At 70.4% G+C, this 23,524-nt stretch carries 26 protein-coding genes and 1 riboswitch; of the genes, 11 read left to right on the top strand and 15 right to left on the bottom strand.

The window, feature by feature from the left end; all coding sequences use genetic code 11:
* Positions 1-10 precede the first annotated feature (10 nt).
* Positions 11-352, bottom strand: a complete 342-nt coding sequence (locus tag ACFYP5_RS06885) for a hypothetical protein (RefSeq protein WP_389031590.1) — start codon at positions 350-352, stop codon at positions 11-13.
* Between the two features lie 51 nt (positions 353-403).
* Positions 404-516: riboswitch (TPP riboswitch) on the top strand.
* Here ACFYP5_RS06885 and thiO point away from each other — a divergent pair.
* The 6 genes from thiO to ACFYP5_RS06915 all read left to right on the top strand — a co-directional run bounded on the left by thiO (position 514) and on the right by ACFYP5_RS06915 (position 6,361).
* On the top strand, positions 514-1,758 hold the full coding sequence (thiO, locus tag ACFYP5_RS06890) for a glycine oxidase ThiO (protein WP_389031593.1): 1,245 nt from the start codon (positions 514-516) through the stop codon (positions 1,756-1,758). It overlaps the preceding riboswitch by 3 nt.
* Positions 1,755-1,973: a sulfur carrier protein ThiS gene (thiS, locus tag ACFYP5_RS06895; RefSeq protein WP_389031596.1), complete on the top strand. Its 219-nt coding sequence runs from the start codon at positions 1,755-1,757 to the stop codon at positions 1,971-1,973. The genes thiO and thiS overlap by 4 nt, the downstream gene beginning before the upstream one ends.
* Before the next feature lie 2 nt (positions 1,974-1,975).
* The gene (locus ACFYP5_RS06900; RefSeq protein ID WP_389031599.1) at positions 1,976-2,770 is read left to right on the top strand and encodes a thiazole synthase; all 795 of its coding nucleotides are present in this window, start codon (positions 1,976-1,978) and stop codon (positions 2,768-2,770) included.
* A 135-nt stretch (positions 2,771-2,905) separates the two neighbouring features.
* Positions 2,906-4,849, top strand: a complete 1,944-nt coding sequence (gene pknB / locus ACFYP5_RS06905) for a Stk1 family PASTA domain-containing Ser/Thr kinase (protein WP_389031602.1) — start codon at positions 2,906-2,908, stop codon at positions 4,847-4,849.
* Positions 4,850-4,855: 6 nt separating this feature from the next.
* Positions 4,856-5,713, top strand: coding sequence for a deoxyribonuclease IV (locus tag ACFYP5_RS06910; protein WP_389031605.1), 858 nt, complete (start codon positions 4,856-4,858; stop codon positions 5,711-5,713).
* Between the two features lie 84 nt (positions 5,714-5,797).
* On the top strand, positions 5,798-6,361 hold the full coding sequence (locus tag ACFYP5_RS06915; protein WP_389032924.1) for a DUF4396 domain-containing protein: 564 nt from the start codon (positions 5,798-5,800) through the stop codon (positions 6,359-6,361).
* Between the two features lie 32 nt (positions 6,362-6,393).
* On the opposite strand, the gene ACFYP5_RS06920 is transcribed toward ACFYP5_RS06915, so the two are convergent.
* On the bottom strand, positions 6,394-7,026 hold the full coding sequence (locus ACFYP5_RS06920; RefSeq protein ID WP_389031608.1) for a sulfite oxidase-like oxidoreductase: 633 nt from the start codon (positions 7,024-7,026) through the stop codon (positions 6,394-6,396).
* A gap of 154 nt (positions 7,027-7,180) precedes the next feature.
* Here ACFYP5_RS06920 and bfr point away from each other — a divergent pair, with 154 nt between their 5' ends.
* A complete protein-coding gene (bfr, locus tag ACFYP5_RS06925) occupies positions 7,181-7,660 on the top strand; it encodes a bacterioferritin (protein ID WP_389031611.1) in 480 nt (159 codons plus the stop codon).
* A gap of 26 nt (positions 7,661-7,686) precedes the next feature.
* Here bfr and ACFYP5_RS06930 read toward each other — a convergent pair whose 3' ends face one another.
* Positions 7,687-8,025, bottom strand: a complete 339-nt coding sequence (locus tag ACFYP5_RS06930; RefSeq protein WP_389031614.1) for a bacterioferritin-associated ferredoxin — start codon at positions 8,023-8,025, stop codon at positions 7,687-7,689.
* Between the two features lie 170 nt (positions 8,026-8,195).
* Positions 8,196-9,542, bottom strand: coding sequence for a class II 3-deoxy-7-phosphoheptulonate synthase (locus ACFYP5_RS06935; protein WP_389031618.1), 1,347 nt, complete (start codon positions 9,540-9,542; stop codon positions 8,196-8,198).
* Between the two features lie 102 nt (positions 9,543-9,644).
* On the opposite strand from ACFYP5_RS06935, the gene ACFYP5_RS06940 reads away from it, so the two are divergent.
* On the top strand, positions 9,645-9,701 hold the full coding sequence (locus ACFYP5_RS06940) for a trp operon leader peptide (protein ID WP_107063558.1): 57 nt from the start codon (positions 9,645-9,647) through the stop codon (positions 9,699-9,701).
* A gap of 90 nt (positions 9,702-9,791) precedes the next feature.
* Complete coding sequence (locus ACFYP5_RS06945; RefSeq protein WP_389031621.1) at positions 9,792-11,678, top strand: anthranilate synthase family protein; 1,887 nt, start codon at positions 9,792-9,794, stop codon at positions 11,676-11,678.
* Positions 11,679-11,715: 37 nt separating this feature from the next.
* Here the strand turns inward: ACFYP5_RS06945 and ACFYP5_RS06950 are convergent, their stop codons facing one another.
* From ACFYP5_RS06950 to ACFYP5_RS06970, 5 genes are all read right to left on the bottom strand, one after another.
* Positions 11,716-12,720 (bottom strand): 2-hydroxyacid dehydrogenase, encoded by a 1,005-nt coding sequence (locus ACFYP5_RS06950; RefSeq protein ID WP_389031624.1) that lies wholly within the window; start codon positions 12,718-12,720, stop codon positions 11,716-11,718.
* A 67-nt stretch (positions 12,721-12,787) separates the two neighbouring features.
* On the bottom strand, positions 12,788-13,816 hold the full coding sequence (locus ACFYP5_RS06955; protein WP_389031627.1) for a 6-phosphofructokinase: 1,029 nt from the start codon (positions 13,814-13,816) through the stop codon (positions 12,788-12,790).
* A 152-nt stretch (positions 13,817-13,968) separates the two neighbouring features.
* Positions 13,969-14,613 carry a response regulator gene (locus ACFYP5_RS06960; protein ID WP_389032927.1) on the bottom strand — a complete coding sequence of 215 codons (645 nt, stop codon included), beginning with the start codon at positions 14,611-14,613 and terminating at the stop codon, positions 13,969-13,971.
* An 80-nt stretch (positions 14,614-14,693) separates the two neighbouring features.
* Positions 14,694-15,944 carry a MacS family sensor histidine kinase gene (gene macS / locus ACFYP5_RS06965; RefSeq protein WP_389031630.1) on the bottom strand — a complete coding sequence of 417 codons (1,251 nt, stop codon included), beginning with the start codon at positions 15,942-15,944 and terminating at the stop codon, positions 14,694-14,696.
* Between the two features lie 51 nt (positions 15,945-15,995).
* Positions 15,996-16,724: a lysophospholipid acyltransferase family protein gene (locus ACFYP5_RS06970; protein WP_389032929.1), complete on the bottom strand. Its 729-nt coding sequence runs from the start codon at positions 16,722-16,724 to the stop codon at positions 15,996-15,998.
* A gap of 210 nt (positions 16,725-16,934) precedes the next feature.
* Here ACFYP5_RS06970 and ACFYP5_RS06975 point away from each other — a divergent pair, with 210 nt between their 5' ends.
* Complete coding sequence (locus ACFYP5_RS06975; RefSeq protein WP_389031633.1) at positions 16,935-17,714, top strand: alpha/beta hydrolase; 780 nt, start codon at positions 16,935-16,937, stop codon at positions 17,712-17,714.
* Positions 17,707-18,372: a hypothetical protein gene (locus ACFYP5_RS06980; protein WP_389031636.1), complete on the top strand. Its 666-nt coding sequence runs from the start codon at positions 17,707-17,709 to the stop codon at positions 18,370-18,372. The genes ACFYP5_RS06975 and ACFYP5_RS06980 overlap by 8 nt, the downstream gene beginning before the upstream one ends.
* Before the next feature lie 38 nt (positions 18,373-18,410).
* On the opposite strand, the gene ACFYP5_RS06985 is transcribed toward ACFYP5_RS06980, so the two are convergent.
* From ACFYP5_RS06985 to ACFYP5_RS07010, 6 genes are all read right to left on the bottom strand, one after another.
* Positions 18,411-19,184, bottom strand: coding sequence for an endonuclease/exonuclease/phosphatase family protein (locus tag ACFYP5_RS06985; RefSeq protein ID WP_389031639.1), 774 nt, complete (start codon positions 19,182-19,184; stop codon positions 18,411-18,413).
* A gap of 78 nt (positions 19,185-19,262) precedes the next feature.
* The gene (locus ACFYP5_RS06990) at positions 19,263-20,204 is read right to left on the bottom strand and encodes an ROK family glucokinase (RefSeq protein ID WP_389031643.1); all 942 of its coding nucleotides are present in this window, start codon (positions 20,202-20,204) and stop codon (positions 19,263-19,265) included.
* A gap of 75 nt (positions 20,205-20,279) precedes the next feature.
* The gene (locus ACFYP5_RS06995) at positions 20,280-20,738 is read right to left on the bottom strand and encodes a DUF5304 domain-containing protein (protein WP_327124518.1); all 459 of its coding nucleotides are present in this window, start codon (positions 20,736-20,738) and stop codon (positions 20,280-20,282) included.
* A 105-nt stretch (positions 20,739-20,843) separates the two neighbouring features.
* The gene (locus ACFYP5_RS07000) at positions 20,844-22,106 is read right to left on the bottom strand and encodes an ArsA family ATPase (RefSeq protein WP_389031646.1); all 1,263 of its coding nucleotides are present in this window, start codon (positions 22,104-22,106) and stop codon (positions 20,844-20,846) included.
* Between the two features lie 4 nt (positions 22,107-22,110).
* Complete coding sequence (locus tag ACFYP5_RS07005; RefSeq protein ID WP_030972988.1) at positions 22,111-22,560, bottom strand: SRPBCC family protein; 450 nt, start codon at positions 22,558-22,560, stop codon at positions 22,111-22,113.
* A 132-nt stretch (positions 22,561-22,692) separates the two neighbouring features.
* Positions 22,693-23,499: a metallophosphoesterase gene (locus tag ACFYP5_RS07010; protein ID WP_389031649.1), complete on the bottom strand. Its 807-nt coding sequence runs from the start codon at positions 23,497-23,499 to the stop codon at positions 22,693-22,695.
* Positions 23,500-23,524 lie beyond the last annotated feature (25 nt).

Consider the following 23,524-nt stretch of genomic DNA (forward strand, 5'->3'; position numbering starts at 1 on the left):
TGACGAACCATCAGGTTGTGAGTTCCTCGACCACGCTGGTCCCGCTGCCCTCCTGCGACTCCCATTCCCAGTGCTCCTCCAGCCGCACCCGGCCGTCCGCAAGGACGACGACGATGGAGACGCAGTGTCCGGAGGAGGTCGTTCCGTCGTGCTTCAACTGGACGTAGCGGAAGTCGAGTCGATCGCCGGTGCGGGTGCCGACGAGATGGCCCCGGACCACGTCCCCGCCCGCGTAGTCGGCCCAGATCACCCACTTCTCCTCGTGGTACGTGAAGCGAGTCCGGGTGCCGACCTGACCCGGCGCCTGGTCGGCGACCGGCGAGAGGACAAGTCCGTCGAGTGAACGGGCCACGGTGGCTGCTCCCTTACTCGGGCCGGGTGACGGGGTTTAGGGTGGCCACCGTAAGACACTCGCGGGAGCCCGGACGCACCGGGCTGAGAGGGAGGCTGGACGGCCTCCGACCGTACGAACCTGATCCGGGTCATGCCGGCGAAGGGAGGGGCTGGACGCCCATGCGATCCACCGGGAGCACATCCGCAGACGGATCCGGCGTAGCCGGATCCGACGTCCTCGTCATCGGGGGCGGGATCATCGGTCTGGTGACCGCCTGGCGGGCGGCGCAGTGCGGCCTGCGCACCGCGGTCGTCGACCCCGACCCGGGCGGTGGTGCCGCCCGCGTCGCAGCCGGAATGCTCGCCGCCGTCACCGAACTCCACTACGGCGAGCAGATGCTGCTCGGTCTCAATGTCGCCTCCGCGGCGCGGTATCCGGCCTTCGCGGCCGAGCTGGAGACGGCGAGCGGCCAGGACATCGGCTTCCGGGCCTGCGGCACCCTCGCGGTCGCCCTGGATTCCGACGACCGCGCCCATCTGCGGGAACTGCACGCGCTCCAGCACCGTTCGGGGCTGCAGTCGGAGTGGCTCACCGGCCGCGAGTGCCGCCGCCTGGAACCGATGCTGGCGCCAGGTGTACGCGGCGGTCTGCGGGTCGACGGCGACCACCAGGTCGACCCCCGCCGGCTGGCCGCCGCCCTGCTGACCGCCTGCGAACGGGCCGGGGTGGTCTTCCACCGCGACCGGGCGGAACGCCTGTTGGTGGTGCGCGACCGGGCCGCCGGAGCCGTACTGGCAGCCGGCACGGAGCTCGAAGCCGACCAGATCGTGCTCGCCGCGGGCAGCCTCAGCGGGCGGCTCGCGGGCCTGCCGGCCGAGGTGGTGCCGCCCGTCCGGCCGGTCAAGGGACAGGTGCTGCGGCTGACCGTGCCCGCCGCGTACGCGCCGTTCCTCACCCGGACCGTACGGGCCGTGGTCCGCGGCAGCCATGTCTATCTCGTCCCGCGCGCGAACGGCGAGCTGGTCGTCGGCGCCACCAGCGAGGAGATGGGCTGGGACACCACGGTCACGGCGGGCGGGGTGTACGAGCTGCTGCGCGACGCCCATGAGCTGGTGCCCGGCATCACCGAACTGCCGCTCACCGAGACCCGGGCCGGCCTGCGCCCCGCCTCCCCCGACAACGCCCCGCTGCTCGGCCCCACCGTCCTGCCCAGCCTGCATCTCGCCACCGGCCACCACCGCAACGGGGTGCTGCTCACCCCCGTCACCGGTGACGCCATGGCCGAGCTGCTGACCACCGGCGAGCTGCCCGCAGTGGCCCGCCCGTTCACCCCCGGACGGTTCGCGTCCGCCGCCGTACCACCGCCCGCCGCGGCCGCCGCGCCCCCCGCGACCGCCTCCGCACGTCAGGAGCAGCCCGCATGACCGACTCCGTCGCGCTCTCCGTGTCCGTGAACGGTGATCCCCGCTCGATCGCCGCCGGCACCACCCTGGAAGCCCTCGTCGCCACCCTCACCGCGGCGCCCTCCGGCGTCGCCGCCGCTGTCAACGAGACCGTCGTCCCGCGCAGCCGGTGGTCCACCGCGGCGCTCGCCGACGGCGACCGGATCGAAGTGCTCACCGCGGTCCAGGGAGGCTGACCATGTCCGACGATCTCTTCACCCTCGGCGACACGACGTTCGGCTCCCGGCTGATCATGGGGACGGGTGGCGCGCCCAGCCTCGACGTGCTGGAACGCTCGCTGACCGCGTCCGGCACCGAGCTGACCACCGTCGCGATGCGCCGCCTCGATCCGACCGTGCAGGGTTCGGTGCTCTCCGTGCTGGAACGGCTGTCGATCCGCGTCCTGCCGAACACGGCCGGCTGCTTCACCGCGGGCGAGGCCGTACTGACCGCGCGACTGGCCCGCGAGGCGCTGGGCACCGACTGGATCAAGCTGGAGGTGGTGGCCGACGAGCGGACCCTGCTGCCTGACCCGATCGAGCTGCTGGACGCCGCGGAGACGCTGGTGGACGACGGTTTCACCGTCCTCCCGTACACGAATGACGACCCGGTGCTGGCCCGGAAGCTGGAGGACGTGGGATGTGCGGCGATCATGCCGCTCGGCTCCCCGATCGGCTCCGGCCTCGGCATCCGCAACCCGCACAACTTCCAGCTGATCGTCGAGCACGCCGGGGTTCCGGTGATTCTCGACGCCGGCGCCGGGACCGCATCGGACGCGGCGCTCGCGATGGAGCTGGGGTGCGCGGCGGTGATGCTGGCGTCGGCGGTGACCCGGGCGCAGGAACCCGAGCTGATGGCGGCGGCGATGCGGCACGCGGTGGACGGCGGACGGCTGGCCTACCGCGCGGGCCGGATCCCCCGGCGCCACTTCGCCGAGGCCTCGTCACCGATGGAGGGGCGGGCCGCGCTGGACCCGGAGCGGCCCGCGTTCTGAGCACCCGTACGCACGCGGAGCGCATGGCACCGCAATCGTGTGACGCGCATGTCCCTGTCACGGCTCGGCTGCAGTAAGGCCCCGGGATCGCCCGGCCCGTCAGCCATGTCCTCGGTGGCTCGTAGACTCGCTCGTGTGGATACGACCCTCCAGGACCCTTCCCCAGCCTTCGGCCGGGGAGACCCCATCGTCGGGCAGCTGCTCGACGGCCGCTACCGCGTCGATGCCCGCATCGCCGTGGGCGGGATGGCCACGGTCTACCGAGCCATGGACACCCGGCTCGACCGGGTGCTCGCCCTCAAGGTGATGCACCCGGCCCTCGCGACCGACGCCTCGTTCGTCGAGCGTTTCATCCGCGAGGCCAAGTCCGTGGCCCGGCTCGCGCACCCCAATGTGGTCGCTGTCTTCGACCAGGGCGCTCAGGGGGCGTACGTCTACCTGGCCATGGAGTACGTGGCGGGCTGCACGCTGCGCGACGTCCTGCGTGAGCGCGGCGCCCTGCAGCCGAGAGCCGCGCTGGACATCCTGGAGCCGGTCCTCGCGGCGCTCGGCGCCGCACACCGGGCAGGCTTCGTGCACCGCGACATGAAGCCGGAGAACGTCCTCATAGGGGACGACGGCCGGGTGAAGGTCGCGGACTTCGGTCTCGTACGGGCCGTGGGTTCCGACACCAACACCACCGGAACGGTCCTCGGCACCGTCTCCTATCTCGCCCCCGAGCAGATCGAGCACGGCACGGCGGACACCCGCACCGATGTCTACGCCTGCGGCGTCGTGCTGTACGAGATGCTGACGGGTGCCAAGCCGCACACCGGCGGCACCCCCGCCCAGGTCATCTACCAGCATCTCAACGAGGACGTGCCGATGCCGTCGGCCGTCGTCCCTGGGCTCGCGACCGAGCTGGACGAACTGGTCGCGAGCGCCACCGCCCGCAACCCCGGGGCCCGTCCGTCCGACGCCGTGGCCCTGCTCGCCGAGTCCCGCACCGCGCGGGCCGCGCTCACCGACAGCCAGCTCGACGCCGTACCGCCGCAGGCCATCGCCGAGGCACACGACGACGCCGAGGACCTGACGAGCGTGATCCCCCGGGTGCTCCCGGTCGGCCAGGGCACCGCCCATCACACCAGCCGGCTGGAGATGCCCCCTCCGCTGCCGCCCGAGCCGGTGAGGAGCGGGCCGCGGCACGGGGGGCCACGGCGCGGGACGCTCGCGGCGATCGTCGCCGTGCTGCTGGTGCTGGGGGTCGGCGCCGGTGTCTGGTACATCAATTCGGGACAGTTCACCCGGGTCCCCTCGCTGCTCGGCCAGACCGAGAAGGCCGCCCGCCAGCGGCTCTCGGACTCCGGCCTCGAGCTGAAGGGCGTCGGGCGGGCGTACAGCGACGACGTCGACCGCGGCAAGGTCATCAGCAGCGCCCCGAAGTCGGGAGCCCGCATCCGGGGCAACGGATCGGTGAGGATCGTCGTGTCGCGCGGCCCCGAGATCGTGAAGGTCCCCGACGTCAGGGGCACCGGGCTCGCCGAGGCCGGGCGCGCGCTGAAGAAGGTGGGCCTGGTGCCCGGCATGGTCACCAAGGAGTTCAGCGAGGAGATCGGGCAGGGCGAGGTGATCCGTACGGATCCCGGAGCGGGCGCGGGGCGCCACCCCGACTCCGCGGTCGCCCTGGTCGTCAGCAAGGGCAGCCCGGTCGATGTCCCCGACCTGACCGGGCTGTCGGTCCAGGAGGCCACCGACGCGCTGGACGAGGAAGGCCTGAAGGCCGAGGTGCTGCCGGGCCGGGTCAATTCGCCCGAGGCAGCGGGCGACATCGCTCGCCAGTCACCGGGCGGGGGCACCCGGGCAGCCGAAGGCGACACCGTCACGCTCACCGTCTCCAAGGGCCCGCGGATGATCGATGTCCCGGATGTCACCGGCAAGGACGTCGACGAGGCCACGCGCCTGCTGAAGGCCGCGGGCTTCGAGGTCAAGGTCGACCGCCCGTTCCTCTCCTTCAGCGACACGATCGCGAGCCAGTCCGTCGACGGCGGCGACCGTGCCCCCGAGGGCAGCACCATCACCATCAAGACCAAGGGACTCTAGATCCGTATGCGCAACCCAGTCGGCGGCCATGTCCCGGTGGCCGGCGGCCTCGCCAAGGTCGGCCTGCCCTACGCCCGCGAGATGGGGGCGGAGGCCGTCCAGGTCTTCGTCGCCAATCCACGCGGCTGGGCGACACCGGCCGGGAACCCGGCGCAGGACGAACAGTTCCGCGCCGAGTGCGCTGCCGAGTCGATACCGGCGTACGTCCACGCTCCGTATCTGATCAACTTCGGCTCGCACACCGAGGCCACCGTCGAGAGGTCCGTGGAGTCGCTGCGCCACTCCCTGCGCCGGGCCCGCGAGATCGGCGCCCTGGGCCTCGTGGTGCACACGGGCTCCGCGACCGGCGGCCGGCCGCGCGCGGAGGCCCTGGCCCAGGTGCGTAAGCACATGCGGCCGCTCCTCGACGAGCTGACCCACGACGACGACCCGTTTCTGCTGCTGGAGTCGACCGCCGGACAGGGATTCTCACTCTGCTCACGGACCTGGGACTTCGGCCCGTACTTCGAGGCGCTGGACGCCCACCCCAAGCTCGGTATCTGCCTCGACACCTGCCACATCTACGCGGCGGGCCACGACCTGGCGGGCCCGGCGGGCATGAAGCAGACCCTGGATCTGCTGGTGGGGTCGGTCGGTGAGGGCCGGCTGAAACTGATCCACGCGAATGATTCCAAGGACGTCGTGGGCGCCCAGAAGGACCGGCACGAGAACATCGGCGCCGGGCACATCGGCGAGGAGCCGTTCCAGGAGCTGTTCTCGCACCCGGCGACGGCCGGGGTGCCGCTGGTCATCGAGACGCCGGGGGGCAAGGAAGGCCACGCGGCGGATGTGGCACGGCTCAAGGAGCTGCGCGACCGGGGCTGAATTCCCGAAAGCATGCGGAATACCCCCAGGGGGTATACGGTTCCCGTGATGGAAGGGAACCGTTACCGGCATTGGGGGATCGCCATGCAGCACGACACGCGCGACGAACAGCACGAGCGGCAGGGCCGGCACGAGCACCAGGGCCACGACAGCCGGCACGCAGACCACGCAGACCGTTCAGCTCACGCTGGCCACACGGCGGACGCCCCCGGCAAGGCCGACTGGTCCATGGCGGCCCGCGCCACGCTGCACTGCCTCACCGGATGCGCCATCGGCGAGATCCTCGGCATGGTGATCGGCACGGCGCTGGGCTGGGGCAACGCCGAGACGATGGTCCTCGCGGTCATCCTGGCCTTCGCATTCGGCTACACGCTGACGCTGCGTTCCGTCCTCAAGGCCGGCGTCGACTTCCGTACGGCGTTCCGGGTGGCCCTCGCCGCCGACACCCTCTCCATCGCGGTGATGGAGCTGATCGACAACGGCGTGATCGCGCTGTGGCCGGGCGCCATGGACGCGCAGCTCGCCGACGCGCTGTTCTGGGGAGCCCTCGCACTGTCGCTGGCCGTCGCCTTCGCCGTCACCACACCGGTCAACAAGTGGATGATCGGCCGGGGCAAGGGGCACGCGGTGGTACACCGGTACCACTGAGGGCGGGGCCGCGCAGGACCGGGCCCGACAGGTCAGAGCTCGGGGCCGTCCCCGGGCTCCTCCTGGTAGGAATAGCGCTGTTCCTTCCAGGGGTCGCCGATGTTGTGATAGCCGCGCTCCTCCCAGAAGCCCCGGCGATCGGCGGTCATGTACTCGATGCCCCGGACCCACTTGGGCCCCTTCCAGGCGTACAGATGCGGTACGACGAGACGCAGCGGGAAGCCGTGCTCGGCGGTGAGGAGCTCACCGCCCTGGTGAGTGGCGAAAAGCGTGCGGTCCGAGGCGAAGTCGGCGAGCCGCAGGTTCGAGCTGAATCCGTACTCGGCCCAGACCATCACATGGGTGACCTGGGGCGCGGGCGGCGCGAGTTCGAGGATCGTACGGGCGAGAACCCCGCCCCATTCGGCGCCGAGCATGCTGAATTTGGTGACACAGTGCAGATCGGCGACGACCGAGGAGAACGGCAGGGCCGAGAACTCCTCATGGTTCCAGCAGTGCTTCTCGCCGTCCGCCGTGGCTCCGAAGACCCGGAACTCCCAGCGGTCGGGCTTGAACTTGGGAACGGGCCCGTAGTGGGTAACCGGCCAGCCGCGCTGCAGTCGCTGTCCCGGCGGAAGCTCGGACTGCTCTGATTCGCGGTATTCCCGGCTTTCCGGCTGACCCATGACTCCATGGTGACAGACAGGCAGGGGTGGTCATGACCAGGGCAGAGGCGATTCAGGGCAACCCATACTAAGCGTGTACTTACTGGACGGTCGCTGGGTGCGGTGCGAGGATGCGGCCAACTTGCCCGGTTCACGGTTGGAAGGAGCCTCTGCCATGCAGGGCGACCCCGAGGTCCTCGAGTTCCTGAACGAACAGCTGACCGCCGAATTGACTGCCATCAACCAGTACTTCCTGCATGCAAAGATGCAGGAGAACTTCGGCTGGACGAAGCTGGCGAAGTACACACGCTCCGAGTCGTTCGACGAGATGAAGCACGCCGAGATGCTGACGGACCGCATTCTCCTTCTCGACGGACTACCCAACTACCAGCGGCTCTTCCATGTGCGGGTCGGCCAGACCGTCACGGAGATGTTCCAGGCCGACCGCCAGATCGAGGTGGAGGCGATCGACCGGCTGAAGCGCGGCGTCGAGTTGATGCGCGGGAAGGCCGACATCACGTCCGCAAATGTCTTTGAGTCGATCCTTGAGGACGAGGAGCACCACATCGACTACCTCGACACCCAGCTGGAGCTGATCGAGAAACTCGGCGAGCCGCACTACCTCGCGCAGCAGATCGAACAGCCGGACAGCTGAGGCCCCGAGCCTCCCCAGCCCTGGGTTCAGGCCGCGTCGGGGAGCCGGATGCCCGGGACTCTGCCGGGAGCGATGCCCGGGGCCCCGCCGGGGACGATGCCCGGTGCCCTGCCCGGGCCGGCATCGGAGGCCGCGCCGGGCTCCAGCACCTGCTCGGTGACGCCACCGGGGGTCAGCTTCTGCTCGACCAGCTCGCGACGAGCGCACGCGCCGCGGCCCAGCATCGCCTGGATCCTGCGGACACAGCCACCGCAGTCCGTGCCCGCCTTGCAGGCGGAGGCTATCTGACGGGGGGTGCACGCCCCGGCGTCCGCATGCTCCTTGACCTGCTGCTCCGTAATGCCGAAGCACGAGCAGACGTACATGCGGTTCACCTCCCGACGGGATCGATCGTTGGCGCCGTCCCGACTCATCGGTGAGGCTAACCTAACCTTACCCGGCCCTCCTCTCCCGTAAAGCCCCGGTACGACTGTGGGGCACGGATCACATCGATCCGTGCCCCACAGTCGTACGTGCGGTACCTGCCGTGACTGCCCTACTGGTCCCGGTACATCTCGGCGACCAGGAAGGCCAGGTCCAGCGACTGGCTGCGGTTGAGGCGCGGGTCGCAGGCCGTCTCGTAACGCTGGTGCAGGTCGTCCACGAAGATCTCGTGGCCGCCGCCGACGCACTCGGTGACGTCGTCACCGGTGAGCTCGACGTGGATGCCGCCCGGGTGCGTGCCGAGACCCTTGTGCACCTCGAAGAAGCCCTTGACCTCGTCCAGGACGTCGTCGAAGCGACGGGTCTTGTGGCCGGAGGCCGCCTCGAAGGTGTTGCCGTGCATCGGGTCGGTGACCCAGGCGACGACCGCCCCGGAGGCGGTGACCTTCTCGACGAGCGCGGGGAGCTTGTCGCGGACCTTGTCGGCGCCCATGCGGACGATGAAGGTCAGCCTGCCGGGCTCACGGTCCGGGTCGAGGCGTTCGACGTAGCCGAGCGCCTCGTCGACGGTGGTCGTCGGGCCGAGCTTGATGCCGATGGGGTTACGGATCTTCGACGCGAACTCGATGTGCGCGCCGTCCATCTGACGGGTGCGCTCACCGATCCAGACCATGTGGCCGGAGGTGTCGTACAGCCGGCCGGTGCGCGAGTCGGTGCGGGTCAGCGCCGACTCGTAGTCCAGCAGGAGTCCCTCGTGCGACGAGTAGAACTCGACCGCCTTGAACTCGGCCGGGTCCGTGCCGCACGCCTTCATGAAGTTCAGCGCGTTGTCGATCTCGCGGGCCAGCGCCTCGTAGCGCTGACCGGACGGGGACGACTTCACGAAGTCCTGGTTCCAGGCGTGCACCTGGCGGAGGTCGGCGTATCCCCCGGTGGTGAAGGCGCGGACCAGGTTCAGCGTGGAAGCGGATGCGTGGTACATCTGCTTCAGCCGCTCAGGGTCCGGGATCCGGGCTTCCTCGGTGAAGGCGAAGCCGTTGACGGAGTCGCCACGGTAGGTCGGCAGGGTGACGCCGTCGCGGGTCTCGGTCGACTTGGAGCGCGGCTTGGAGTACTGGCCGGCGATCCGGCCCACCTTGACGACGGGCACGGAGGCCGCGTAGGTCAGGACGGCACTCATCTGGAGCAGCGTCTTCAGCTTGGCCCGGATGTGGTCGGCGGACACGGCGTCGAAGGCCTCGGCACAGTCGCCGCCCTGCAGCAGGAACGCCTCGCCCTTGGCGACGGCTCCCATGCGGGCGCGCAGCTGGTCGCACTCGCCCGCGAAGACGAGCGGCGGATACGACGCGAGGTCCGCGAGTGCATCGCGCAGAGCCTCGGCATCGGGGTACTCGGGCTGCTGCGCCGCGGGAAGGTCTCGCCAGGTGTTGCCACCGGCGACGGAGGTATTGGCGTTCACGGTCACATCCACAACATTACGGGGTCCTGTGGGGCGCTCTTCCGTAGGCTCAACAGATGAGACGCGCATCTGAACCCGTGGACGTCCGGTAAGGTGCGGAACATGTTCGCGCAGACGCATCAGAACTGGTGGTGGACCGCTCATCCGGCGGCCCACTGATTCATCGCGCGACAGACCACGCGAAGGCCGCCCGAGGGGCGGCCTTCTCTGCGTTTCGGGAGCCGTTCCTCCATCCGGAAGGAACACCTCATGCCCGACCCCACCGAGCTCGTCGTCCAGCGGCTCCTGACGGACGACTGCCCGCCGTTCGCGCTGCTGCGCAGACGCACCCCCGGCCGTGATCACGACACCGTCGAGGTGCTGATCGGCCGGGTGCGGGAGGTGGACCGGCTCGCCGGTCTGCCCGTCGGTCCGCAGCCGTCGCTCGCCCTGGTGCCGTTCCGGCAGATCGCCGAGCGCGGTTTCGACGTGCGCGACGACGGGACACCGCTGTCCGTGCTGGTCGCGGACGAGACGTACGAACTGCCGCTCGCCGCCGTGCTCGACGTGCTGCCCGCCCATGACGTGCGGGTCGAGGGCGGGGCCTTCGACGTGCCCGACGAGGAGTACGCAGGAATCGTCCGGCGGGTCATCGAGGACGAGATCGGACAGGGCGAGGGCGCGAACTTCGTCATCCGGCGGACGTTCCAGGGCGGGATCCCCGGCTTCGGGCGGGCCGACGCACTGGCGCTCTTCCGGCGGCTGCTGGCCGGTGAGCGGGGCGCGTACTGGACGTTCGTCGTACACACCGGCGACAGGACGCTGGTCGGCGCCAGTCCCGAGGTGCATGTGCGGATGTCCGGCGGGACGGTCGTGATGAACCCGATCAGCGGGACGTACCGCTACCCCGCCGAGGGGCCGACCGCCGAGAGTCTGCTGGCCTTTCTCGGGGACCGAAAGGAGACCGAGGAACTCTCCATGGTGGTCGACGAGGAACTGAAGATGATGTGCACCGTAGGCGACATGGGCGGGGTGGTGATCGGGCCACGGCTCAAGGAGATGGCCCATCTCGCGCACACCGAGTACGAGCTGCGCGGGCGCTCCTCGCTGGACGTGCGGGAGGTGCTCAAGGAGACCATGTTCGCGGCGACGGTCACCGGTTCGCCCGTGCAGAACGCCTGCCGTGTCATCGAGCGGTACGAGCCCGACGGGCGCGGCTACTACGCCGGTGCGCTGGCCCTGCTGCGGCAGGAGCCGGGCGGGGCGCAGACCCTCGACTCCCCGATCCTCATCCGCACCGCCGACATCGCGGCCGACGGGCGGCTGCGGGTGCCGGTCGGGGCGACGCTCGTACGCCACTCCGATCCCGCGAGCGAGGTCGCCGAGACCCATGCCAAGGCGGCCGGGGTGCTGGCGGCACTGGGGGTGCGGCCCGGGCGGCCACGAGGCGAGAGGACACGTCCGCGGCTGGCCGGCGATCCGCGGGTGCGGGCCGCGCTGGACGCCCGGCGGGACGGGCTCGCACCGTTCTGGCTGCGGATGCAGGAGCGTACGCAGGAGCTGTCCGGCCATGCGCTGGTGATCGACGGCGAGGACACCTTCACCGCCATGCTGGCGCATCTGCTGCGCGCGTCCGGCCTGGAGGTGTCGGTGCGGCGCTACGACGAGCCGGGGCTTCGTGAGGCCGTCCGGGCACACCTGGGCCCGGTCGTGCTGGGCCCAGGTCCCGGGAATCCGGCCGACACCCGCGATCCGAAGATGCGGCTGCTGCGCGAGTTCGCGGCGGAGCTGGTCCGGGACCACCGGCACGGGCTGCTCGGGGTCTGCCTGGGCCATGAGCTGATCGCGGCGGAGCTGGGCCTGGAGATCGTCCGCAAGACCGTGCCGTACCAGGGCGCGCAGACCCGGATCGAACTGTTCGGGCGCCCGGAGACGGTCGGCTTCTACAACAGCTTCACCGCTCGCTGCGACGACGAGACGGTCACCGAGCTGGCTGCGCACTCCATCGAGGTGAGCCGGGACGCGGCCACCGGGGAGCTGCACGCGTTGCGCGGGGGCGGTTTCGCATCGGTGCAGTTCCACCCGGAGTCGGTGCTGACGCTGCGCGGGGCGTCGATCGTCGCCGAACTGCTGGCGGGCCTGCCCGTGCACAGCTGACGGCGGACGGGGCGGGGCTCCGGAGGAGATCCGGGGCTCAGTCCTCGCGGAGCGCGGGAACGAGGACGTTGTCGCTGCGCCGGCGGGCCAGGTAGTCGGCGACGTTCTGCACGGTGGCTTCGATGATCTGTGCCACGGCGTCCTCGGTGTAGTACGCCTGGTGCGAGGTGACGACGACGTTCGGGAAGGTGACGAGCCGGGCCAGGGTGTCGTCGTCGATGCCCTCCAGGGACTTGTCGAGGAAGAAGAGCCCGGCCTCCGCCTCGTACACATCGAGTCCGACGCCGGTGAAGCGGCCCGCCCGCAGTTCGGCGACCAGAGCCGCGCTGTCGATCAGTCCGCCGCGACTGGAGTTGATCAGGATCGCGTCGTCCTTCATCAGGGACAGGGCGTCCTTGCCGATGATGCGACGGGTGGCGGGCAGCAGCGGGACATGGAGGCTGATCAGATCGGACTCGGTGAAGAGCTGTTCCTTCTCGACGTACGTCATACCGAGTTCGACGCAAGCCGGGTTCTCGGCCACGTCCCAGCCGAGCAGCTTCATCCCGAAGCCATGAGCGATACGGGTGAAGGCCTCGCCGATCTTGCCCGTCCCGACCACGCCGACCGTACGGCCGTGCATGTCCCGGCCGAGGAGTCCGTCGAGGCGGAAGTCGAAGTCGCGGGTGCGGCTCGCGGCTCGGATGATCCGTCGGTTGACCGCCATGGCGAGCGTCCAGGCGAATTCGGCGACCGCGTACGGCGAGTAGAAGGAGACCCGGGAGATCCGCAGCGCAAGGCGTTCGGCGACGTCCAGGTCGATGTTGTTGAAGCCGGTGGAGCGCTGGGCGATCATCTGCGTGCCGCCCGCGGCGAGGGTCTGCAGCACGCTGCTGCCCAGATCGGCGTTGACACTGGTGGAGATGATCTCGTAGCCCGCCGCGATGGGCGCGGTGTCCTTGTTGAGGAAGACGTCCAGGCAACGGACCTCGTGCTGTCCCGCGAAGGCCTTCTCGATCAGCGGCTTCTCGTCGGACTGCACGCCGAATGCCAGGATTTCCACGATTTCTCCCAATAGGCAAGGTACGAGCCGGATAGCCGCGAATATACGGCTCGTACACCTGCCGTGCTCAGCCGAAGAAGACGCCGACCTCCGCGTAGAGCGCCGGGTCGACCGTCTTGAGCCGGGCGGTCGCCTCCGCGATCGGCACCCGCACGATGTCCGTGCCACGCAGGGCGACCATCACACCGAAGTCGCCGTCCCGGACGGCTTCGATGGCGTGCAGCCCGAAGCGGGTGGCGAGCCAGCGGTCGAAGGCGCTGGGGGTGCCGCCGCGCTGGACATGGCCGAGCACCGTGGTCCTGGCCTCCTTACCGGTGCGCCGCTCGATCTCCTTGGCCAGCCATTCGCCGACGCCGGACAGCCGGACGTGGCCGAAGGAGTCGTGGGATTCGTCCTTGAGGATCATCTCCCCCTCGGCGGGCATGGCGCCCTCGGCGACGACGACGATCGGGGCGTAGCTCGCCCGGAAGCGGGAGGTCACCCAGGCGCAGACCTGTTCGATGTCGAAGCGCTGCTCGGGGATGAGAATGACGTTCGCGCCGCCTGCCAGCCCGGAGTGGAGCGCGATCCAGCCCGCGTGGCGGCCCATCACCTCGACGACGAGGACCCGCATATGGGACTCGGCGGTGGTGTGCAGACGGTCGATGGCCTCGGTCGCGATGCCGACCGCCGTGTCGAATCCGAAGGTGTAGTCGGTGGCCGAGAGGTCGTTGTCGATGGTCTTGGGAACGCCGACGCACGGGATGCCGTACTCGTCGGACAGGGTCGCTGCCACGCCGAGCGTGTCCTCGCCGCCGATGGTGACGAGCGCGTCGACCTCGTACTTGGCGAGGTTGTCCCTGATCCGGCGGACGCCGTGCTCCGCATTGAGGGGGTTGGTGCGCGAGGAACCGAGGATGGTGCCGCCGCGCGGCAGGATGCCGCGCACCGCCGGGATGGAGAGCGGGACGGTCTCCCCCTCCAGCGGGCCGCGCCAGCCGTCCCGGAAGCCGATGAAGTCGTAGCCGTATTCCTGCACGCCTTTGCGGACGATGGCGCGGATGACCGCGTTGAGCCCGGGGCAGTCGCCGCCCCCGGTCAGTACTCCGACCCGCATGGAAGCATCCCTTCGCCGAAGTGAGCTCGCTACGACCACGCTAATGGTGATCCAGGTCACTCAGGGATGGGTCGGAAGGTCAATTCCCACGCAATAAACCGGAGTTGCTCACAGGCCTCGCCGAAGGGCAGTCGATCCCGGCGTTCCTGGTCTCAGGCGTCGTCGAGGCCGCGTTCGATCGCGTACCGCACGAGCTCCACCCGGTTGTGCAGCTGGAGCTTGCCCAGGGTGTTCTGGACGTGGTTCTGGACGGTGCGGTGCGAGATGACGAGCCGTTCGGCGATCTGCTTGTACGAGAGCCCCTTGGCGACGAGCCGGAGCACCTCGGTCTCCCGGTCGGTCAGCTGCGGCGCCTTCGGCTCGTCGGACGCGACGGGCGCCGGCTCGGAGGCCAGTCTGCGGTACTCACCGAGCACCAGTCCGGCGAGGCCCGGGGTGAATACCGGGTCGCCGACCGCGGTTCTCCGCACGGCCTCGGTAAGCTCCTGCGTACTGGCCGATTTGAGCAGATAGCCGGTGGCGCCGGACTTCACCGCCTCCAGTACGTCGGCGTGCTCGCCGCTCGCGGAGAGCACCAGGACCCGCAGGCCCGGGTGGGAGCCGACGAGCTCCTTGCAGACCTGGACACCGGGCATACCCGGCAGATTGAGGTCGAGCACCAGGACGTCAGGGGTGACGGCCCTCGCCCGGCGCACGGCCTGCGGGCCGTCACCGGCGGTCGCCACCACGTCGAAGCCCGACTCGGCGAGATCGCGGGCGACGGCGTCGCGCCACATCGGGTGGTCGTCGACCACCATCACCCTGATCGCCCGTTGCGTGGCGCCCTGCCCGTCCGCCGCGCTCGTCGCGCCGGTCGCGTTCGTCACGTTGTCCGCGCTCATCGGCCGGAACCTGCCTTCCCCCGTGAATCGTTCGGAGCTCTCGAAACCTTTGGAACCTTCAACTCGACCTCGGTGCCCTGGCCGGGCACCGAGATCAGCTCTGCCGTACCGCCCAGATCACGCAGCCGCCCCCGGATCGACAGGGCGACCCCCATCCGTCCCTCCCTCTCCGCCTGCGCCAGCCGCCCCTCCGCGATGCCCGGGCCGTCGTCCCGGACCGTCACGATCACCTCGTCCGGCCAGTCCTCGACGAGGATCCAGGCCTGGGCGTCCTGCCCCGCGTGCACCCGCACATTGTCCAGGGCGGCACTGACAGCGGCCGCGAGTTCCTTCGCCGCCGCCGGAGCGAGCAGTACCGGCGCGCCGGGCTCCGCGAAGCTCACCCGGGAGCCGGCGTGCGGGGCGAGCAGGGAGCGCAGATCGCATACGGACCCGCCGGCCGGGCCGTCCTCCTCGTCGTCGACCTCGACGGTACGGACCACCGCGCCCTCGGCGGCGTCCTCGGAGACCCGGGTGGTGGGCACCAGTCCGCTGGAGACCAGGGTGCGCAGGGCGACCTCCTGTTCTCCGGCCATCCGGCCCAGCTCGGCCGCATCGCCGCCCAGCGCCGTGCCACGGCGCTGCACCATCGCGAGGACCTGGAGCACGCTGTCGTGGATGCCGCGGGCCAGCCGCTCCCGTTCCCGGGTGGCCGCCTCGATCTCCAGGGCGCGGGCCAGGGTGCGCTCACTGGCCCTGGCCACCTCGACGACGTAACCGATGGCGATCGCGGCGACCCAGACGAGCAGCACGTTGTGGAAGGTGTCGCGGCTGGGTTCGCCGCGCTCGACGATGTTGGCCACGGCGACGAAGGTGGAGGCGAAGGCCGCCCACCGCCAGCCGCCCTTGATCGCGAACGCCAGGACGGAACCCGCGGTCCAGATGGACGGAAGGGTCGAGCCGTCCATGTGCTGGGCGTCGAAGTCGGCGAGCGGGGTCAGCAGAATGCCGACCAGAGCAAGCACGAGGTCGGCGCCGAGGAAGCGCTTGGTGCAGCTCACCGCGCCCGCCACCTTGGGGAGCGTGGCGAGGGTCCAGGCGGCCATGACGACCAGGTAGGCGAAGGCCACCCATGGCCGCTCGTACTCGCCCCGGCCGAAGACGGCGAGCAGACTCGCATAGAGCATCGTCAGAATCCGGTACGCGGTCAGCGCACGCCACAGCGGCTGCTCGACCGACATGCGTACGACCCGCTCGCGCCTGGCCATGCCCCCCACCCCCCGATGGATGCCGGCGCGGTGACGCGCCGGACCGATTCGTCACCCCTGCGTTCCGGGCTTTCCGCCCGCGTGCTTCTCCTCCTCCGCCCGGCGCTTCGCCTCGTCCGCGATCTGCCGCTTTGCCGCGGTCGCGTAGATGTCGACGTACTCCTGGCCGGAGAGTTTCATGATCTCGTACATCACCTCGTCGGTGACCGAGCGCAGAATGAAGCGGTCGCCCTCCATGCCGTGGTACCGGCTGAAGTCGAGCGGCTTGCCGATCCTTATGCCGGGGCGCATCAACTTGGGCATCAGCTGACCGGGCGGCTGGATCTTCTCCGTGTCGATCATCGCAACGGGGATGACGGGCGCTCCGGTGGCGAGGGCCACACGGGCCAGTCCGCCGGGCTTGCCGCGGTAGAGCCGTCCGTCGGGCGACCGGGTGCCCTCGGGGTAGATGCCGAAGAGTCCACCGCTCTCGATGACCTCTATGCCCGCCTTGATGGCCGCCTCACCGGCACCACGGGCACCGGAGCGGTCCACCGGGAGCTGGCCGACGCCCTTGAAGAAGGCAGCGGTGAGCCTGCCCTTCACGCCCGGTGCGGTGAAGTACTCGGACTTGGCGATGAAGGTGACCTTACGGTCCAGGACCGCCGGCAGGAAGAACGAGTCGGAGAACGAGAGGTGGTTGCTCGCTAGGATCGCCGGCCCCTGAGCAGGGATGTTCTCCAGGCCCTCCACCCACGGCCTGAAGGCGAGCTTCAATGACCCGCCGATGGAGAACTTCATTGCGCCGTAGATCAACTCGGGTGCCTCCTGTGTGCTGTCGCACTGACCTTAACCCGTCGCCCAGGTGCCGTTCCTGCCCGGCACGGGGCCGAAGCACGGCTGTGACCGGTGACGACCCTGGTCGGTGTCAGTCCGGTCGCGTACGGTGAAGTAATCCTCTTGCACTCCCCCCTTTCGCTCCCCTTCGAGCCTCACGAACAGGAGACCCCGGTGCCGGTCCTTCCTGGAGCCGAGCCGTTCCGCCACGAGGGCGGAGAGGTCGGCGTCCTTCTCTGTCACGGATTCACCGGTTCACCGCAGTCGCTGCGTCCCTGGGCCGACCATCTGGCGGAGCGCGGATTCACGGTCTCGCTCCCGCTGCTGCCCGGGCACGGCACACGCTGGCAGGACATGCAGGTCACGGGCTGGCAGGACTGGTACGCGGAAGTGGACCGGGAGCTGCGGGCCCTCTCGGAACGGTGCAGTCAGGTCTTCGTCTTCGGGCTGTCGATGGGCGGCGCGCTGGCGCTGCGGCTGGCGGCGAAGCACGGGGACGCGGTCAGCGGTCTGGTACTCGTCAATCCGGGGAACAAGGTGCACGGCCTGGCGGCGTACGCACTGCCGGTCGTCCGTCATCTGGTGCCGTCGACGAAGGGCGTGGCCAACGACATCGCTCGGGACGGCTCCGTGGAGATCGGCTACGACCGGGTGCCGCTGCACGCGGCGCATTCGCTGCGGAATTTCTTCCGGCTGGTCGACACCGATCTGCCGCAGGTCACCCAGCCGCTCCTGCTGCTGCACAGCCCGCAGGACCACGTGGTGCCGCCGGCCGACTCGGCGCGGATCCTCAGCCGGGTGTCGTCGACGGACGTCGAGGAGATCCTGCTGGAACAGAGCTACCACGTGGCGACGTTGGACCACGATGCGGAGCGGATCTTCGACGAGAGCTTTTCGTTCATCGGCCGCCTCGCTCCGAGCTTGGGAAAGAAGGGGAGCACATCCGGTGGCTGAGCACGACGCGGAGCGCGCGGGCAGCGAGGAGGAGCGCGAACCGCGCCCCACCGAGGGAGCGTCCGTGCCCGACGGGGGCGCGGGTGCGCAGGATGCCCCCGCCAGGCCCAGGGGCGAGGGCGACCCGATCGACGAGGCGGCCGCCTGGGAGGCGATCGTCGCCGGGTACGGCGAGGAGCCGCCGGACCCGCCGGGTGCCAAGCCGTTCAAGTCGATCGATGACCTCGCGCAGCTGGAGGACGGTCAGCTCAATGTCCTGGACCCCGACAAGGGTGCCGGGAAGCAGGGGCCCCCGAAGCCGCCGGAGAAGCCGCTCGGCAGCTCGGTCGTCTTCGCGCCCGGTGTCAACGGTCCGCGTGACTACGAGGTGACGGAGCAGGCCGACGGGGACGACGCGGACGACCACGACGAGGGGCATTTCGTCCCGCCGGAGCCGCCGCCGCTGCCGGAGGCCGATGTACCGGCGAAGTTCGCCTGGCTCGCGGTCGTCGGCGGGCCGGTGCTGCTGCTGATCGCGGTGCTGCTGCAGTGGGACATGACGTGGTGGCTGACCACGCTCTGCGTAGGTGGCTTCCTGGGCGGCTTCGTCGCCCTCGTCGCGCGGATGCAGGACGCCGACGAGGACGACGACGATCCGGGGCGTGGCGCGGTCGTCTGACCCTGCTCCCGGCAGAGTGCAGCGAGCCGCCCCCGGGATCAGGCCGGTTCGGCGAGCGAGGCAAGGCCGGGCACCCGGAGTGCTGCCAGTACCGGCAGATGGTCCGTAGCCGCCCGCAGGTCCGGCTCGGTGATGCCGGACAGCCCCGACGGGACCCCGCAGCCGAGGACCTCGATGCCGGCGGTCGCGAAGATCGCGTCGATGCGCAGGCGCGGATCGTGCGCCGGGAAGGTCCGGTCGGCGCCCCACGGCCGGACCGAGCGGCAGTCCTGGAGCCGCCCGGCCAGTAGCCGGAAGGCCTTCCCCTCCGGGCCGTCGTTGAGGTCGCCGGCCGCGATGGCGTGCTCGACCTGCATGGCGTCCAGCCGGTCGAGCAGCAGATCCGCCTGGGCCAGGCGTTCGTCGTGCCGCAGGCTGAGATGGCAGCTCAGCAGACCGATCCGGGTGCCCGCGATCCGTACCACCGCCGTGGCGAACCCCCTGCGGTGCAGTCCAGGGGTGCGGGGCAGCAGCAGATCCTCTGTTCGTTCCACGGTGGCGCGTAGCGAACAGAGCAGCAGGGGCCCGGCCGCGGTGGCGCCGCCGGAGAGCAGCACCAGGTCGGTGTGGGCCGCCAGCCAGGCGGCGCGCTTGCGCCAGCGGAAGAAGCGCGGGGCTTCCTGGATGAAGACCAGATCGGGTGCGCAGGCGCGGATGACGCGGGCCAGGGCCTCACGGTCGTCCCGCATCGACCGGATGTTGTAGCTGAGCACTCTGATGACGGCCGAACCATCCGGCTCGGTACGGGAGTCGGGCAGCGGCGTCAGGACCATACCGCTCACGATACGACGGACGCCCGCCGCTCCCACAGGGGCGCGACGGGCGTCCGGTGATGTCCGTGACCGGGTGGTTCAGCCCTGCCGGGCCAGGTCCGCCGCGCCCACCAGTCCGGCCTTGCCGCCCAGTTGGGCCGCGAGCACCTGGGCGTGCGGGCGCCATTCGCCGCCGATCAGCCAGCGCCTGAACGACTTGCGGATCGGGCCGAGCACGAGCTCGCCCTCGTCGGAGACGCCACCGCCGACGATGAACGCGGACGGGTCGAACAGCGAGGCGAGGTCGGCGAGTCCGGCGCCTGCCCAGCGGGCCAGCTCGCGGAACGAGTCGATCGCCACCGGGTCGCCCTGCCGGGCGGCCTGGCTGATGTGCTTGCCCTCGATGCCGTCCGCCGTGCCGTCGCCGAGGTTGAGCAGGATCGTGGCGTTCTCCGGCGTAGCGTTCGCGCGCTGCTTCGCGTAACGGACGAGCGCACGCCCGGAGGCGTACTGCTCCCAGCATCCCTGGCTGCCGCAGCCGCAGAGCAGCCCGTCCGGGACGACCCGGATGTGGCCGAATTCGGCGGCCACACCGAAGCGTCCGCGGCGCAGCTTGTTGCCGATGATGATGCCGCCGCCCAGGCCGGTGCCGAGCGTGATGCAGATGACGTCGTCGTGGCCCTGGCCGGCGCCGAAGCGGTACTCGCCCCAGGCCGCGGCGTTGGCGTCGTTCTCGACGACGACCGGGAGGCCGACGCGCTGCTCGACCTTGTCCTTCAGCGGCTCGTGCCGCCAGTTGATGTTCGGCGCGAACAGCACCGTGGCGCGCTTGTCGTCGACGTATCCGGCAGCGCCGATGCCGACTGCTTCGACCTGGTGTCCCTCGCTCGCGCCGGCTACCGCCGCCGCGATCGCGTCCACGATGCCTTCAGCCGTCGGCGGGGTGGGCACCTTGAACATCGAGAGGATCCGGCCCTCTTCGTCGACCACTCCAGCCGCGATCTTCGTGCCGCCGATATCGACGCCGATGGTGAGTCCCATGAATCCCTCAGTTTCGGTCGAACCCCGCTATGGGCAACCGTACCCGAGCGCCGGTCCCCGCCCTATCGGTGCCGGTCAGTCCAGGTCGATGTGTTCGCCCGCGCCGGTGCCGCCGTCGCGCGGGTCGGTGGGGTCGTCGGCCTTCTTCGAGGGGCCGCCGGGGTCGGAGGCGCCCTGGGTCCAGCGACGTTCCTGGCTCTCGACGGCGGAGCGGTAGGCGGCGAGGAGTTCGCTGCCGGCCGCGGCGATGTGGTCGAAGACATCGGGGTTGCGTTCGATGACGGGCTCGACGACGGATTTCGCCTGCTTGATCACCTGCTGTACGGCGCCCTGGGCGGCCACGCCGAACAGCGGGGACTGGAGGGCGGCGACCTTGTCGGCCACGGCGTCGACCAGTTTGCGCAGTTCTTCGGCGGCGGAGCCGGGCGGCGGGCCGTGCTGGGCACGGCGGCGGGCCTTCTCCGCTTCGAGGTCCTCGGCGCAGGCCTTCGCCCACGCGTCGTCGTCGACGGGACGATCGGTGGCTTCGCTCATGGCGGACTCCTGCGACATGGTTGCGGACGGTGACGTGTGCGGGACACGTACGGAGGTGCATAAGGGACACGCACTACCGACGTTACCCGAACGGTGGTACGCCGTTCACGAGGTCCGCGGCCACAGGCCCGGGTCCGGGGTGAAGCGGACACGCAGCACACCGTCGGTGAGCGACGCGCCGGAGACGGTGCAGCGGCGCAGCCCGGACTCCAGCTCCACGATCCGGCGGAACGGGCCGACGGTCAGGAGCAATTCGTCGCCCCGCCGCACCAGCTGGAGTTCCTCCTTGACGGCGCCGGGCAGCGGCAGGCACCAGACCACGACCCCATCGGGACCGTCCGGGGCGCTCGGGCCCTCGATCCACCAGGGGTCGTCGGCGCGCCCGCCCGGCCGGTCGGCCGGTTCGACGGCGAGCCCGTCGCCCTCGAAGGTGCCTCCGCCGGTGGCCGCCGCCTCGAAGGCGGTGCGGTTCGCCCCGGTGTGGAGAAGGGTGAGGTCGTCGAGCCCCTGCGGGTCCCGGCCGAGGTGGGGCACCTCGCACAGGGAGGTGGCCGGCGCCCACTCCTCGTACCAGTGGTCGACGCACTTCTCCTGCTGTGCGGCGAGCGCGGCGAACCACGGGTCGGACGAGTGACGCGGCAGCACCCGGTTGACGGTGAGGGTGTCGACGCGCAGCCCGTGCAGGGCGAGTGCGGTGCGGGCGGTACGCAGGGCGTCCTCGGCGGCGGGTCCGGGTTCGGCGACGAGGCGGACCGTGGTGCCCCGGTCCTCGATCAGCGTCTGGACGGCGGCCAGCTCGACGTCGCGGCGGGCGGCGGTCTCGTACAGCCACTGGGCGGGCATCGGAACGCCGGCGAGCTGGGCGAGCATCGGGCGCAGGGCGCGGGCGGCCTGGCGTTCCGGAGGCAGCAGGCGGCGCAGATAGCGGCGCAGCTGCTCGGGCAGGGCGAGGACGGCGAGGGCTTCGCGCAGCGGTGGCAGATCGACGACGAGAAGCTCGTGGCCGTCGTGCGACCAGTCGCCCTCGGCGGCGCGGCGCAGGGTGTGCAGCAGGGCGAGTTGGCCACTGCCGGGGAGCTCGGTCAGCTCCTCGGCGTCGAGCCGGTTGCCGCCGAGCAGGTCGAGTACCGGGGACGCCTGGTCCTGGAGGGCGAGGAGTTCGGTGCGGAAGTGCTCGCCGGAGTCGACGCGGGCGAACCGGAGCCCCTCGGTGACCTCGGTGGGTTCTGTGGCGTCGGGGAAGCCGGGTATGGCGTCGGCGGACAGCAGCAGCGTGCGGCGGCCGCGGCGGGCGGCGGCCAGTGCGGTCGCCGCCGCGACGGTGGTACGGCCGGCGCCGCCGGGGCCGGTGACGAGGACCGTACGCACCGGGTCAGCCCTGCGGGACGGACTCGACGCGCTTCTTCAGACCGGCCAGTGCGCGGTCGATGATGACCTTCTCGGCCTTGCGCTTGATCATGCCGAGCATCGGGATCTTGACGTCGACGGTCAGCCGGTAGGTGACCTCGGTGCGGCTGCCGTCACCGATCGGGGCCAGCGCGTAGGAGCCGTCGATGGCACGCAGCATCTGGGACTTGACCAGGGTCCAGCTGACCTCGTGGTCGCCGGTCCAGGTGTACGCGAGGGTGTGGTCGTCCTTGATCGCGCCGGCGTCGAGGACGAGGCGGACCTTCTCTGCGCGGCCGTTGTCGTCCTTGGCGAGGATTTCGGCCTCCTTGACCTCGCCGGTCCATTCCGGGTACCGGTCGAAGTCGGCGATCACGCCCATGACGTCGGCCGGTGCCGCCTCGATCGTGATGCTCGAGCTGGTGTGTTCAGCCATCGCTGTGGCTCCTCCAGTGCGGGGTACCGGTCGGTCGGCAGAGGCCTGCCGCCAGAAGGCTATCGCGTGCGCGGGACGCATCGTCCCAGGGTCCGGTCGGCACGGCCCACCGGTCCCGGTCGCCGGTCCTGGTCACCACTCCAGGGCCCATGGCAGGCCGGTCGCCGCGAAGTGCCCGACGTTCACACATTCGGTGGCACCGATCCGCATCCGGCGGACCAGCGGCTGATGCACATGGCCGAAAACTGCGTACCGGGGGCGGGTCCGGCGGATCGCGTCGAGCAGGGCCCGGCTGCCGCGCTCGAAGCGGCGCGCCACGGTGTCGTACGTCAGTTCCGGGACGTCGGGCGGGATGTGGGTGCACAGGACGTCCACCTCGCCGATCGCCTCGACCTTGGCGGCGTACGCCTCGTCGCTGATCTCGTACGGGGTGCGCATCGGGGTCTGCAGTCCGCCGCCGACGAACCCGAAGACCCGGCCCCCGATCTCGACGCGTTCACCGTCCAGGACGGTGGTGCCGGGGCGGGCGTACTGGGGCCAGAGATCGGGGATGTCGACATTGCCGTAGGTGGCGTACGTGGGGGTGGGGAGCGCATCGAACAACTCGGCGTACTGCTTGCGCACCGCGCCGACGATGGCGGCATTGCGGTCCAGGCCCGCCCAGAGACCGCGACCGAAGTCCCGGGCCTCCTCGAAGCGGCGGGCGGTGCGCAGTTCGACGATCCGGTCGGCGTTCTCGACACCGAAGAGATCGGGGAAAATCCCGCGCGAGTGGTCGGCGTAATCGAGGAAGAGCACCAGGTCACCGAGACAGATGAGCGCGTCCGCACCGTCCCCGGCACGGGCCAGCGCTTCGGTGTTCCCGTGCACGTCACTGACCACATGGATGCGGGTGCGGCGTGCGGTGGCGGCATCACGGCTGTTCGGTCCGGCTCGCATGACGATCACCCTAGGACGACGCCCG

This window comes from Streptomyces sp. NPDC005262 (assembly GCF_042872425.1).
Classification (GTDB): Bacteria; Actinomycetota; Actinomycetes; order Streptomycetales; family Streptomycetaceae; genus Streptomyces.